Origin of the sequence: Mesorhizobium sp. M7A.F.Ca.MR.176.00.0.0, from assembly GCF_004023165.1 — a bacterium.
Lineage (GTDB): Bacteria > Pseudomonadota > Alphaproteobacteria > Rhizobiales > Rhizobiaceae > Mesorhizobium.
On record NZ_RZTC01000001.1, the window covers coordinates 213,611 to 227,826 of the forward strand.

Sequence of the window (14,216 nt, forward strand, 5' to 3'; positions counted from 1 at the left end):
CCTTCAGCCGCTTCAGCACGAACTCCGGTTCAAGGCTCTGATAGAATTGCCACTGCGAATGAACCTGGGCGGGATCGACCTCAGTTCCAGACAACAGGGTCTGCGGGTCGGCGGCAAGCGGGTCTCTCAGGCCGGCAATATAGAATTGGCCGTCGCGCGCCTGTTGTTCGGCAACGATGATGCCCGGCTGGGCCTCCAGTCGCGACACGTAAGCCTGCCAGCGCGATACATAAGCTTGCCAGCGCTGCGCTGATTGCCAGGAAAGAAAGTACCAACCGCCTGCCAGACTCAAAAGCAGCAGGGCAACGGCCGCCACCAGCCACGGAAATCCCTCGTTTGATTCCTCCTGCTTGAGCTCGACGCAGGTCTGCAACTGCGCCTCTACGCTAGCCAACTGCGAACCGTCGCCGTCAAACTGCTCTAAAGCCTGTGAGGATTCCTCATGGATGCGAAGCAATACATCGCGAAGTATTTCATGCAATCCCTCTGGCGGATTTCCCCGGATCACCGAAACCAGGGTCGCAAACGGTCCAACTTCTGACCAGAGACGAAGGTCGCCAAAACGAATTGTGTCCAGGCCGCTCTGCTCTTTCTCGTTAAATGAGTCCTTCACAAAATCCTGAATTGCACTAAGCATCGAAGAGATGAGTTGAGGATCTTCGCTCGTTGCATTATCGGCGGTTACATGCGCTATCAAAAGACCGGAATTGCGGTGAATGAGAAAGGCATGCTCTATACGATAAACAAGAGAGTGCTTAAGAACAACTTCCGAAAAGCTTGCTCCTGTCCTCCAAGATTCAAATCTCCACTTGAGCCCATGCCAGGTAAATATATGTCTTAGAGTTTCGTTCAGCGACTGAAAGGTCTGGTCGATCTTTTCCCCGATCGACTTGCGAATTGCCGGCAGAAACACCGGGTATAATATATCCGTCAGTGTGCGCGGGCTCTTCTGGATTGACCGTTGCACAGCCCTTTCGACAGCAGGCGCAAGCGCCTCGCCGAGCTGCGCATGAGGCGCTCGCGCGGCCGCACTGGGAAGAATGTCGCCCACTGCTGCCGCAAGCTGCTCGGGTTCGTCCAGCAGATGCGTAACTCGTGAAAGCTCCGAAATTTCGCGGCTGACCAGCAACTGGCGCAGCGTTTCCATGCGAGGATCGGCGGTTGGGACTCCGTCGAAACGCGCACGATAGTCCGGATCAACGTTCCGGGCAATTTCGACCAAAAGACGAGCCAGAGCCTCGCGATCAATTTCTGTATCGTTCGAGGCTGTTCTTTGTGGAAGACTGATTGGGTCGACGGTTGACGTCAAGGTCCCATCAACTCACTTTCCAGCTACGATCCGAGTTGCCCTTGCTGCCGACGGGATCCTGATTCAGACATTTCGCAACCTCTACAAACAGGCCAGCCAAAAGATTTCGGTCGGTCTTAACGTTGCTGAGATCGGCAAACATTTTCTCAATCAGCATCTGAACGCCTTCATTCTTCTGCTTGATTTCCTCACGCAGCAAATGATCGTTTCGATTTATCCGGTCCGAAACGTCCCGCTCAAGCGCGCTCAATTGATCCGACAACGCACGCACCTGCTTTTCAAGTGCCTGGTTTTGCTCGCGAAGATTCCGGTCAATCTCCTTGTCGGCATCGGCTCGTGAGTCTTTTTCGTTCCGCAATTGCGCCGCGAGCGAATCGATCTGCTTCTTTGCATTTGACTCGTACATCTCAAGATTGCGCTTGGCTTCGGATTCGACATCCTTGAAGCGTTGCAACACCCGTTCTTCAAGCTTGGAAAAACGGCGGTCATAGTCCTGCATCTGGTTGCCGAACAGCAGATCGCGTATCTTGTCGACACCTACGGCGTCGCCGGCGCCCCCGTTTTCGCGAACCTGGGCCGCCATGAAGTTCAGCCCGCTTCCGTCTGCATTACCAATCAAATTTGCGTCCGCCTTGTTTGCGGAGGAAACGGCACTCGAAGTACTCGAAGATTCCTTGGCCATCCTTATACCCCTCTATTTGAACACCTGCCACAGTGCAGAGACCCATAAACAGATGAAGATGCCAGCAAAATCCGCGACCTGCAAGCCGGAATCTTCTTGGCGCAAGCCAATTTGGGTGCTCTTTTTACACCTCTTGGTCTGGCAGAAAAAGCACCAGTACCGCTAGGTGTTGCTCTCGCCCTCCCTGTGATAGCAACCATAGCCATTTAACCTAATTGGTTATCGGGCGAAATCTACTATGAAGCCGAGTGATACAATGGCATTATGTATATCTATTTAGATGGAATTAAGTAACAATTTTTTATTAGAAATTGCTAAAATAGCTGTTCCAGCGGGCAGCATATTGCCTCTCGCTCCGCTATATACTGCCACCATCAGCTTCCGGCGCGAGCTCAACAGTAGAAGGAGAATCTTCTTTTCACACGAGGAATCGCCGATCGAGAATGCAGCCCGGAATCGCGGTGTTTCGGTCGATAGGAGAGAGCAATAGGCCCCAATAGCTGGCAGTCATTCAACCAAAGCTTCAGTGGGCTTGCATTGTTGCGTCGTCGATTGCAAAGGACGCCAGTTTGCCATAGCCAAGTGCCAGGGACCGCAGCTTGTGGTCATGGTGCCGATTTCAGGGACATGAGTATGCGGCATGCTTGGTTTTGACGTGCATCTGCGACAGCCGGCGCCCGATCTCGGCGGCACGGATGAAATGCTGCGCCAGGCTTCTAACGTCGCTAGCAGGACAGGAGCAAGCTCGCCCTGCAGCCAAATGGAGGCGCGACGGCTCGGAAGAGGTCACGGGAGACTGTTTGGACGCAGCATCCTCGATGACCGTTTCCTTTGGCGGGAAATCGCCGGCTATGTCTTGGGACTCTTGCACCTTCGAACCAGGCTAAGACGGCATGGCGCATAATCCATTGGTTTCAGTCGTGGTTCCTGCGCACAACGCAGAGGTAACGCTGGCGCGCGCACTCGATTGCCTCCTCGATCAGGAAATCGTGGATTGGGAGGCGATCATCGTCGACGACGCCTCCGCGGACCGCACCCCCGCGATCATTGCCGGTTATGTGGAGCAAGATGCCCGATTTCGGACGTTGAGTTCTTGCGCGCATGGCCCCGCCGGCGCGCGCAATAGCGGGATTTCGGCGGCGCGCGGCCACTGGCTCATGTTTCTGGATGCACACGATTGGGTAGACGCCAGCTTCCTCGCGAAAATGCTAGCCGCACTGGAGGCCGCGCCCGATTCAGTGGCCGCCTATTGCGGCTCTCAGTGCGTGATGCCCGATGGCGAACTTATTCCGTTGAGCATCTCGTCAGAGGTTGCGATCCAGCCCTTTGAAACATTTGCCCGCCGGTGTGCCATCGCCACTCACGCGCTGCTGGTCGACCGGGAGACAATCGTCGAGTTAGGCGGTTTCGATGTGTCGCTGCGCACATGCGACGACTGGGATCTGTGGCAGCGCCTCGCCCGTCTCGGCAGAAATTGGGTAATGGTCGACGAGCCGCTCGCCTTTTACCGGGCTAGCTCCAACTCGCTAACCCGCAATTCATCTCAGATGCTGGCCGACGCGGAAATCGTGATCGCCCGTGGCTTCTCTGCCGACTCCAGAGTCAAACACCCGGTGACTATCCACGCCAACGGAGCGAACTCGACGGATGGCCGCACCGCTTCCGAAGCACTCGCGTGGTTCGCATTTTGGAACGCCGCGTCGGATTGCGGCGGCGGCTCGGGCTCGATCAACCCGCAGTCCCTGCGCGCGCTTCCGGCCGGACGCAAGTGGGCGAGTGAGATCGCCAAGGTAGCCGTCAACGGCCTTGCGGTGGGAAGCCTGTCTGTGCCGGCGCAACTGGCTGCCAGGTGGGGAAGGTTCGGCGGCGCCATCACCGAATTGATTACCGAACTCGGCAAGGTCTGGGCCAATCCCGCGGCGGCTCGCCGCATCCAGTATCAGCTTGAGCAAATGCTTCTCGACGCCGACGATCTTGGCGCGCCGCGCAGGCTGGCGCGAACACTTGGAATCCGCGTCGACGCTCGAAATCCGACCTCGACCGAACTGCCGGAAGGAATCGACCAAATCTATGCCTACCTGATGATGGATGGCCACATCGAGGCCGTCGTACAATTCGGCGTGCTCGGGACAGTGACAAGGGATCATTGGATTGAACTGATCCGGAATTTCGCACCGCAAAAAGAGGCTGGCGCCAACACTCCGAACACGCTTCCAGCCGGGGCATTGTCAGGCACAGCCGAACGCGGGCCTGATCCGGACAGCCACTTCGGCAAACTCGCGCGATTGGCTGCGCAAGCGCGGGAATTGGTCCGGTCGAGCGCCGAACCAGCGGAGCCTCCCGCGGCGCCGCGCCGCGCACGGCACAGGCACGACAAGGATCGCACGTCGTTCTGGAATGGCTATTTCGCGACCGAGGATCCCTGGAACTACGGTTCGTCCTATGAGCAGGAAAAATATGAGCGGCAGCTCGAGATTCTGCCTGCGGGTCCCATCGGACGGGCGCTTGAGCTCGCCTGCGCGGAAGGCCACTTCACGCGGCAGCTGGCGCCGCGAGTGGGCCATCTGACCGCAACCGACATCTCCGCCATAGCCGTCGGACGGGCCCGCGCGCGATGCAGCGATCAGCCGAATATTGAATTCGGCGTACTGGATTTCTCCGCCGACACGCTGCCGGGTGAGATGGATCTGATCTTCTGTTCGGAAGTGCTCTACTATCTGGATGATCTCGCCGAGTTGCGGCGCATTGCCAAAAAATTCGCAGAGGCGTTGGCGCCTGGCGGCAGTTTCATCAGCGCCCACGCATTCGTGCTGCGTGACAATGTTGAAAGGACGGGCTTCGACTGGAACACATTCGGGGCACAAGCGATCTCAGAGGCGCTCGCAGCGACCGAAGGTCTCGTCCTCGAGCAGTCGATCCAGACCGAGCTCTATCGCATAGACCGCTTCCGCCGCCTGTCACCGGACGATGTGGTGACGGAACCGAGGATTGATCATGCGCCGATCCGCGCGCCTATCGGACTCGGTGTCGCCCGAAATATCGTCTGGGGCGGGGCGCGGGCCTTGCGCCGCGACGTCGCGCGCAGCGAGCGGCGGCCACGTATCCCTGTCCTCATGTACCACAGCGTCGCCGAAGAAGGTCCGGCCGCCCTCGCCCGTTTTCGGCTAACGCCCGCCGCATTCGCCAGCCAGATGGCATGGCTGCGCGCCAATGGCTTTCACGCAACCACATCCGAGCAACTGGAACGGTCCATCGCCAACCGTCAGCCTTTCGCTGGCCGCCCAGTGCTCATCACCTTCGATGACGGCTTCCAGAATTTTGCCGACCATGCCTGGCCAACCTTGCGCGCGAACGACCTGACCGCGGAAGTGTTCCTGGTGACTGACCTGGTGGGTGAAAGCGCGCAGTGGGATTCCGTAAACGGTCCGCCGACGCAGCTTATGGATGCCGGGACGGTGCGGCGGCTCGCCGCCGAAGGTGCGTTCTTCGGAAGCCATCTCGCGACGCATCGCGCGATCGATGGTCTGTCGAGTTCTGACTTGGCCGCCGAACTGCTGCGCTCTCGTATGTTCATCGAACGTTGGACCGGTCGGCCAATCTCGGCGTTCGCGGCACCCTTCTCTGTCACCGACCGACGGCTCGGCAGACTGGCCAAGGAGTCCGGCTATCGGATCGGCTTCGGCAGCAGACACGGGCCGGCGGACCTTAATTGCGATCCCATCGACCTCCCACGCATCGAGATTCGCGGGGATCGCTCGCTCGACGAGTTTGTCGCCACCGTCGAGGCCATGCTCGATTAAACGGTGAATTTGTCACGGTCATCGGTCCCGCTCACGTGCGCAAGATCGACGAAACGCTCCGCACTCGCCAGACTGCCGCGATCGCTCGATGTCACCCCGAGATCGGAATGACCTGCCCCGGCGGCTGAGTAAACACTGCCAAAATACCCGGCGCATCAGCATATTCAAGCGTGGCATGCGTGGCACCTATCAGCCCTGCGCAGAAAGCATCTGCACCGCTACGTCTCCGAAAATGGCTTCCGCCATAATTCACGCGCAGCCCCTGGCATGAACGACGATGCGTGGGCCGGTCGCAGCCTTGATGGTATCGTCGGCAAACGCTCGGGTTACTTCATACGGAAGCGACGCCGCTTAAGCCGACCCAGTGCAGGCTAACTGTATTCGGTAGCCGCTTTTCCCGAGCAGATGGATTTCAGATTACGAGCAAATAAGTAAACGTCTCCGAAGTAGTTCGGATACATTTCAGCAAGCTTTTCTTTCTTATCCACCTCGACCAAGACAGCCTTCACCTCACTGCCCCTTAGCTCGATTTTTTGCTCGATCTCTTTCAATTTTCGCGCGCCCGATATAATTGACCTGAAATGATCGATAGTCAGTATATTATCTTTCCCATATTGAAGCAAATAGTATCGAGTTTTTTCCGCTTGCTTTATAAAATTCTCTTGGCATCTGGTAGTATCCTTGATTCTTTTTAGTATGCCGATCGCATCTATACGCTTGTTGAGATCCCGCAATTCTCGAACCCGGTCATTGTGATCCGGAATACTTACATGAACGGGGCACTGCTCAACGTGCGCGAATTCCGCCGACATAAGCTGGAAAAGGCGAAGCCAATCTTGGTCGCCCTCTCCGTGCTTCAAATCCTGGCCCCGGAATAGCCCGACAGCCTCAACCGCAGTTGCCCATGAGTGCTGAAGCTTGGTACGAACTTGCAACTCGATGCGTCGTCCGTCGAAAGCCTCGGTGTCGGCATCTCGGGATCGGTATTTGAAAACAACATGGTGACTTCGATACCCGTCCGGCTTCGGCTCATCGATATAGTTAAACTCCCTAGAGTGGATATCATGGGGGAACTTGTCTCGCATCGATGCGAGAAGCGAGCGAACACCTTTGATATCGGCCATGATCGCCCGGCAACCGCCGATGTCGTTCATGGTGTCCAAATTGGTGGTGGACTCTCGAAGCTTCCGACGAATGGATGCCATGCGCTTTGGCCGGGATGCCATGTCGCCCTCCAGTCGCAGGGCTCTTATGTGATGACGGACAGAGAACCGAACGCTGCGCATCGGCAGAAAGTGCGAGTCGCGCCAGCTATTGGCGATTGAAAAGATTTCGAGTGCGTCCACATACTGGCCGACAGTGATGTCTCGTCCGAACTGAATAGGTTTTGCCAGCCGGTCGCCTGCCTTGCGAACGGCTTTCATGCTGTAGGCAAGGCGCGGGTACTCAGTCATTGGAGCCAAGAAGTCATGGTGGCCCGCCTCATTCTGGACTGGCGGGACTATCGCAGGGGAATCAGATCCCAAGAGTCATATCCGTTTGGGTAAGCGAAGTACCATAGCGCGCGACATCGTATCTCCGCGAGCGAGATACCGTCTCGGCCGTATCTGCCTAGATCGCGCCCCTGGACATGACGCGGACTTACATGCCGCCACGCTCAGGCGGCTTTCCACTACAGCCATCGCCGCCGCCGACACCGAACCATCGCCACCGCACACGACCACAAGGTCGGCCATTTGGCGCAGGCGAACTATGTCACTGGCAATCTCCGGCAAGACCTCGAACGGGGCGGATTTCAGATCGTCCTTCGGCGCGCCGCTTTGATGCTCCGGAACGTCGCCGACGTCCCGCTGGAGCCTGCGACAGAAGATGCGCTCAAGCCCATTGCCGGAGAGATTTAAATCGGCAGGGCCAGATCGGCCTGGCTCCTGTAAAATCTGGAGCCGAGTCGCGATTGGCCGGAACCAAACAGAACAGTCGTAATTATCAGCCGAGGGACCGCAACCGCATAGGAAGCGGAACGATGGCTGAAATTCTTGATTTCGAACTTGGCAGTTCAAGGTTGCGCGTCAAACGCGCCGAGAAATCGTTGAAGCGCGCAGAGGAAGGAACGGACAGGAAAAATGGCGTGGTGAATATCGCCCTGTGCTGCAGGATCCGGGCAGCTCAACAGCGCGTGACGGAGGCCCCGGGAGCGCCAGACCAATATCTATACGTGGGCGGCCTCCAAATCACCCCGAATGGACATGAAATGGCGAGGAGTTGCCGTCATGACAATACTGTTTGAGCCGCTGGACTCGGATTACCACAAGCGCAGCGTGCTTTATCACGCCACGCGGTTGTCGATGCTCCACGATCGAATGCTGATGCGTTTCAACAAGGTTGACGAAGCGGCCGACAAGGTTGAAGCCGCAGCGGCCGTGCTGGTCGATGTCACCCACGGCTCTGCCGTCGACGCGTTCCAAGACGCGGTGTTCCGGAATTCGTCGGCAGATTTCCTTCAGATGGAAACAGGCCAGACCCTTGGGCTCTGAACTGCGAGGGATGACGCCAGTGTTTCGGCAGCTAGGGCCGCCTGCGCCCTGCGAGACGGTGTGCAACCGTCAACCCGGAGCGGCCTCCATCGCCGGCGGCCCGCTAACGCCGGCGTTGCTGGCGCAAGTTCGCCGCCCCTTTCGGACGCCTTCATTGTGGTTTGAGTGCGCCGTCGAAAACAGTCTCAAGTTCCCCACTGACGGCCTGACGGACGCGCCCGGACCCTCCGCATTTACTCTTTGGTAACCCTCCCACGTTGGAAGACAAAACGTATCGGCTCCTTTTGCCCTCCATCGTGTTAGGGCTTGGAACAAACCAACGGAGCTGTGAGTAAAATGGCCACCGTAACCAACGCCAAGGGTGTTCCGCTCCCCTATAGTGGGTCCTCCGCAAAGTGGTACTCGGCAACGAATTCGGGCCCGGCCCTCTACGGCAGCATCTATAACGATTCGCTGTATGGCGACGGCAGCGTCAGCGTCACGATGTATGGCGGCAAGGGCGACGATATTTACTACCTGTACTCCGCGAAAAACAAAGCGGTGGAGCTGCCCAACGAGGGCATCGATACGATCTCGACCTGGATGAGCTACAGGCTGCCGGCGAATTTTGAGAATCTGACGGTCACGGGCGATAAACAATATGCCTTCGGAAATGCTCTGAACAATATCATCGTCGGTGGTTCCGGCCAGCAGACGCTCGACGGCTTGAAAGGCGACGATGTTCTCAAGGGTGGCTCCGGCGCTGACATTTTTGTCGTCAAACCGGGCAATGGCAGCGACCTCATTCTCGACTTCGGCGCCGACGATATTGTGCGCGTCGGAGGCTACGGCTTCACCTCCTTCGACCAGGTGCACGCCAACATGGTGCAGTCGGGATCGAACGTCCGACTCACCCTGTCGCCAACCGAGTTTCTCGTCTTCGCCAACAAGACCATCGACCAGTTCAGCGCCAACCAGTTCGATCTCGCCCTGGACAAGTCGCATCTGACGCTCACCTTCTCGGACGAGTTCAATACTTTGAACCTGCACAGCGGTTCTAGCGGGACCTGGGACACGAACTTCTGGTGGGGTGCTCCGAACGGCAGCTCGCTCACCACCAACAGCGAGCTTCAGTGGTATATCGACACCAGCTACGCCCCCACGAGTTCGGTCAACCCGTTCAGCGTCCAGGACGGTGTTCTCACCATTACGGCCGCCCGGGCTCCCGACGCGATCAAGCCCTACATAAACAACTATGATTACACGTCAGGTCTGTTGACGACCTACCATTCCTTCGCACAGACCTACGGTTATTTCGAAATTCGAGCCGACATGCCCGAAAAGCAGGGTGCATGGCCGGCCTTCTGGCTTCTTCCGGCGGATGGCTCCTGGCCGCCGGAACTGGACGCCGTGGAGATGGTCGGCCAGGATCCCAACAAGCTCACCCTGACCAGCCACTCGAATGCGACGGGGTCGCATACGAAAGTGACCTCGACCGTATATGCAGCGGATACCGAAGGGTTCCACAAATATGGGGTGCTTTGGACCCCAAGCGAGCTGGTCTGGTATTTCGACGATGTCGAAGTTGCCCGCGCACCAACGCCTGCCGACATGCACAAGCCAATGTATATGCTGGTCGACCAGGCTGTCGGCGGCATGGCGGGAGCGCCCGCCGACGGGCTTGCCACCCCTTCTGAAATGCACGTCGACTATGTCCATGCCTACGCGCTGAATGATTGGTTCATCTAGGTGCCATGCTGAAAGATGGAGTGAAACCGACACCCTTCGCCAACCGGTCTTGGACGCGTTCATTGCCGCTTGCGCCCGCGCTGGACCCGAGGTGAAGGAAGATGTCTCACATCCATCCATCTGAGCCGCCGCGAACGACGCTCACGGCGATATTCGCTTCCTTTCGCCGGGCATTCGTCGGCATCGCCTTGATGAGCGGGGTCGTCAACGTCCTGGCGCTGACCGGCTCGTTCTTCATGCTGCAGGTCTACGATCGCGTCATTCCCGGCCGCAGCGTGCCGACGTTGGTCGGCCTTTGCGTGTTTGCGGGCACGCTGTTCGTCTTTCAGGGCGTCCTCGAACTGATCCGATCGCGGCTGCTGGTGCGTATCGGCATGGCGCTCGATGCGCGGCTCAGCGGGCAGGTCTACATCGCACTGATGCGTCTGCCGTTGCGCACGAAGCTCACCGGCGATGGCTTGCAATCATTGCGGGACCTCGATCAGGTCCGGTCGTTCCTGTCGAGCGCTGGGCCGACCGCGCTGTTCGACCTGCCTTGGATGCCGCTTTACCTCGCAATCTGTTTCCTGTTCCATTTCTGGATCGGCATGACCGCGCTGCTCGGCGCCGTCATTCTGTTTGGCCTGACCTTGCTTGCGGAGGTGCGCACCAGGCAGCCCGCGAAACGTGCCAACACGCAGGCCGCTGCGCGCAACACGCTGGCGGAGGCGACGCGCCGCAATGTCGAGGTGCTTCAGGCAATGGGTTTTGGCCCACGCATCGCCGAGCGCTGGTCAGGCATCAACGCCGACTATCTCAGCACCAATGCCAAGGCGAGCGATTTGGCGGGGACGCTCGGAACGACATCGAAAGTCGTGCGCATGATGCTTCAATCCGGCATCCTGGCGATCGGCGCCTGGCTCGTCATCCATCAGGAGGCGACGGGCGGCATCATGATCGCCAGCTCGATCATGATGAGCCGAGCGCTGGCACCGATCGAACTCGCGATCGCGCATTGGAAGAGCTTCGTCAGCGCCCGACAGGCCTGGGCGCGCCTGACTCAGCTTCTGGGGCTGCTGCCCGAGGCAGCAACAAGTGTCTCGCTTCCGCCACCGTCGTTTCGCCTCTCGGTAGAGGGCATCAGTGTGGCGCCGCCGGGCGAGCGTCGCCTTGTCGTCCAGGATGCGGGCTTCGTGCTGCAGAAGGGCGCCGGCCTCGGCATCATCGGTCCGAGCGCTTCGGGAAAATCCTCGCTCGTCAGAGCGATCGCCGGTGTCTGGCTGCCAGTGCGCGGTACCGTCAGGCTCGACGGTGCGACGCTCGACCAGTGGTCGTCGGAAGAACTCGGCAAGCATGTCGGTTATCTGCCGCAGGATGTCGAGTTGTTCGATGGCACCATTGCCGAGAACATAGCTCGCTTCGAACCCCAGCCCCCCTCGGACAAGATACTGGCCGCCGCGCGCGCCGCCGGTGTTCATGATCTGGTGGTTCACCTGCCTGAAGGTTATGAAACGCGTATCGGCGAGGCCGGGTCGGCGCTTTCGGCGGGCCAGCGACAGAGGGTCGCCTTGGCGCGTGCTCTCTATGGCGATCCGTTTCTTGTCATACTCGACGAGCCGAATTCCAATCTCGATGCCGACGGCGAAGCCGCCTTGACGGCGGCGATCCAGGGCGTGCGCGACAGAGGCGGCATGGCCATCGTGGTGGCGCATCGCCCGAGTGCATTGCAAAGCCTTGACCAGATCCTTGTCATGACGAACGGCAGTATCCAGGCCTTTGGCCCGAAGAATGAGATCATGACCAAGGTGACCCGCCCCATCAGTGTTCCGTTAAAAGTTGTCTCAAGTCCTGAAGAGGCGGCGCTCTGATGGCGGAGAGGGCGACATCGGTGATCGATCGGACCATTCGACGTTATCTGCTCGGCGGCGTTGCGACCTCCATCCTTCTGGTCGGTGGAGCGGGCAGCCTTGCAGCGGTGACCGACCTCTCCGGCGCAGTCATTGCCTCGGGAAAGCTGGTTGTCGATTCCAGCGTCAAAAAGGTGCAGCATCCAACCGGCGGCGTGGTCGGCCAGATCTTCGTGCGCGAAGGCGATGCCGTGCAAGCGGGACAGGTTTTGATTCATCTCGATGAAACCGTCACCCGCGCCAATCTGGCCATTGTCACCAAGAGCGCGGATGAACTCGATGCCCGCCTGGCACGTCTCAAGGCCGAGCGCGACGGTGCGGACGCCATCGGTTTTCCGCCGTCGCTGATGTCTCGGCGGGACGATCCGGATGTCAGCGGCACAATGGCCGGAGAGCAGTCGCTCTTCGAGTTCCGCCGGCAGGCACGCGCTGGCCAGAAGGCGCAGTTGGCGGAACGTATCTCCCAGCTCGCCGAAGAAGTCTCCGGCCTGACCGAGCAAAAGGACGCCAAGAGCCAGGAAATCAAGCTGATCGGAACCGAGCTCGCGGGCATGCGCACACTATGGCAGCGCAAGCTGGTCTCGATCGATCGCATCACCGCTCTCGAGCGCGAGGCCGTGCGGCTGGAGGCTGAACATGGGCAGCTGACCGCCGCGATAGCGCAGTCGAAAGGCCACACGTCGGAAATCCGCCTGCAAATCATCCAGATCGATCAGGATCTGCGCAGCGAAGTCGCCACCGAACTGCGTGAGGTCCAGGCAAAACTCTCGGAACTCGTCGAACGCAAGGTATCGGCCGAAGACCAGCTCAAGCGCATCGACATTCGCAGCCCGCAGGCCGGCGTCGTCCTTCAGCTTGCCGTACATACGATTGGGGGTGTCATCACTGCGGGCGAACCGGTCATGCTCATCGTGCCGGTCGCGGACCAACTGACCGTCGAAGCCCGTGTCGCGCCACAGGACATCGATCAGCTGAAACAGGGGCAGGAGGCGACGCTGCGGCTTTCGGCCTTCAATCAGCGCACAACGCCTGAACTCAACGGAACCGTCAGCAAGATCTCCGCCGATCTCAGCACCGACGAGCGCACCGGCGCCGGTTATTACACCGTGCATATCGTTTTGCCGCGCACGGAACTTGCCAGACTCAAAAGACTGACCCTGGCGCCCGGCATGCCGGTCGAGGTGTTCTTCTCGACCAGCAGCCGCACGATGCTGTCCTATCTCGTCAAGCCCCTGGCCGATCAGATCCAGCGAGCATTCCGGGAGGAGTGAAACGCGCCCGGGCTGCAACGACCGGCCGCTCCCCGTCGCGAGCTCTTCATTGGGCCTGCCGCCTGCATGATGCTGCCGGCGGGCTCGGGTGTCACAACCGAAATCGATGACCACGACAATCCCTTTTCGAACCGACGTGAGGAACATGCATCCGCAAGCGAAGTTCGGAATTTGCATGGTGTGAGAACACTCCCTCCCTCAAGTCCAAGCTCTGGTGCAGGGCCCGTCCCTGTGACCTCAGCGGCGGGCCTACCTGCAAAAGCCGGCAAGCGTTAAATCTTTTCATAAGGCTGGAACCTGTTTCTGAAATCGAAGTTGGGTTTGCAGCTTGGCTTCCAACCCCGGCCAAGCCTCAAAAGCAAGGCCCGCCGCTGTAGTTGTGTCCTCAGTGGCGGGCCTATTTCGTCTGTCGCCCAATGTTATATAAGTATTTTCTAAACTAATAGAACATCCAATGAACGCAAAGGGAGTGAAATGCATGTATCAGACCATTGGATTTCAAGAATAAGACTTTGGTCTGCTAAGAAATAGCCCACCATCAAGGGGCGATAGCGGGCTCTAAAGCCGCTAAAAGCCTCGCGGAATCGGCCGCTATACTGCGATACTTTGACTGTGTCTAATAGTTCTGGATTGTGGATTGTCGGAAACGTACAATCGCCCGTTATTATCCGGCACAACTATTTTCGCGTCAAACGCTCCACGGTCTCAATAATGGCCTTCGCCAGCGCTCGGACTAGCTTCAATGCGGCGCGTTCGCCAATTTCTTCGGTTGCCACAGGGGCATCGATTCCACGTAGCAAAAAGGGAGGTCGGCACGATCAACTACCAAGCACCGGTGACGGTGAGCGTGCCGACCAATCTGGGCACAAAGGTGGCTAAATGACCAGACCTACAAGCTACTGGCAGAATGAAAGCGCAGCAATTAGTCCCGATGGCCTAGACTGCCCGTCAAGCGATTCCGCGATCACACCATAGGCATTAAAGCCGGTCATATATTAGCTTGTGC

The 14,216-nt window shown here is 58.5% G+C and carries 8 protein-coding genes and 2 pseudogenes; 7 read left to right on the top strand and 3 right to left on the bottom strand.

Annotated features, from left to right (window positions below; all coding sequences use genetic code 11):
* Window positions 1–1,309: pseudogene (locus EOB59_RS00895) on the bottom strand (OmpA family protein); the annotation flags it as partial.
* A 7-nt stretch (window positions 1,310–1,316) separates the two neighbouring features.
* Window positions 1,317–1,991 carry a hypothetical protein gene (locus EOB59_RS00900; protein WP_031212622.1) on the bottom strand — a complete coding sequence of 225 codons (675 nt, stop codon included), beginning with the start codon at window positions 1,989–1,991 and terminating at the stop codon, window positions 1,317–1,319.
* Between the two features lie 893 nt (window positions 1,992–2,884).
* Here EOB59_RS00900 and EOB59_RS00905 point away from each other — a divergent pair.
* Both EOB59_RS00905 and EOB59_RS35830 read left to right on the top strand, forming a co-directional pair.
* On the top strand, window positions 2,885–5,791 hold the full coding sequence (locus EOB59_RS00905) for a trifunctional glycosyltransferase/class I SAM-dependent methyltransferase/polysaccharide deacetylase (RefSeq protein ID WP_128287414.1): 2,907 nt from the start codon (window positions 2,885–2,887) through the stop codon (window positions 5,789–5,791).
* Between the two features lie 157 nt (window positions 5,792–5,948).
* Window positions 5,949–6,166: pseudogene (locus EOB59_RS35830) on the top strand (IS1595 family transposase); the annotation flags it as partial.
* Here EOB59_RS35830 and EOB59_RS00915 read toward each other — a convergent pair.
* Window positions 6,163–7,245, bottom strand: coding sequence for a RelA/SpoT domain-containing protein (locus tag EOB59_RS00915; protein ID WP_127811235.1), 1,083 nt, complete (start codon window positions 7,243–7,245; stop codon window positions 6,163–6,165). The pseudogene EOB59_RS35830 and the gene EOB59_RS00915 sit on opposite strands and share 4 nt — an antisense overlap.
* A 569-nt stretch (window positions 7,246–7,814) precedes the next feature.
* On the opposite strand from EOB59_RS00915, the gene EOB59_RS00925 reads away from it, so the two are divergent.
* The 5 genes from EOB59_RS00925 (at window position 7,815) to EOB59_RS00945 (ending at window position 13,210) form a co-directional block, all read left to right on the top strand.
* Window positions 7,815–8,078 (top strand): hypothetical protein, encoded by a 264-nt coding sequence (locus tag EOB59_RS00925; protein ID WP_127396654.1) that lies wholly within the window; start codon window positions 7,815–7,817, stop codon window positions 8,076–8,078.
* Window positions 8,062–8,325 (top strand): hypothetical protein, encoded by a 264-nt coding sequence (locus tag EOB59_RS00930; RefSeq protein ID WP_127396655.1) that lies wholly within the window; start codon window positions 8,062–8,064, stop codon window positions 8,323–8,325. The genes EOB59_RS00925 and EOB59_RS00930 overlap by 17 nt, the downstream gene beginning before the upstream one ends.
* Before the next feature lie 336 nt (window positions 8,326–8,661).
* Window positions 8,662–10,053 (top strand): family 16 glycosylhydrolase, encoded by a 1,392-nt coding sequence (locus tag EOB59_RS00935; RefSeq protein WP_128287415.1) that lies wholly within the window; start codon window positions 8,662–8,664, stop codon window positions 10,051–10,053.
* A 101-nt stretch (window positions 10,054–10,154) separates the two neighbouring features.
* The gene (locus EOB59_RS00940) at window positions 10,155–11,900 is read left to right on the top strand and encodes a type I secretion system permease/ATPase (RefSeq protein WP_127811238.1); all 1,746 of its coding nucleotides are present in this window, start codon (window positions 10,155–10,157) and stop codon (window positions 11,898–11,900) included.
* A complete protein-coding gene (locus tag EOB59_RS00945; protein ID WP_127811239.1) occupies window positions 11,900–13,210 on the top strand; it encodes an HlyD family type I secretion periplasmic adaptor subunit in 1,311 nt (436 codons plus the stop codon). The genes EOB59_RS00940 and EOB59_RS00945 overlap by 1 nt, the downstream gene beginning before the upstream one ends.
* Window positions 13,211–14,216: the final 1,006 nt, after the last annotated feature.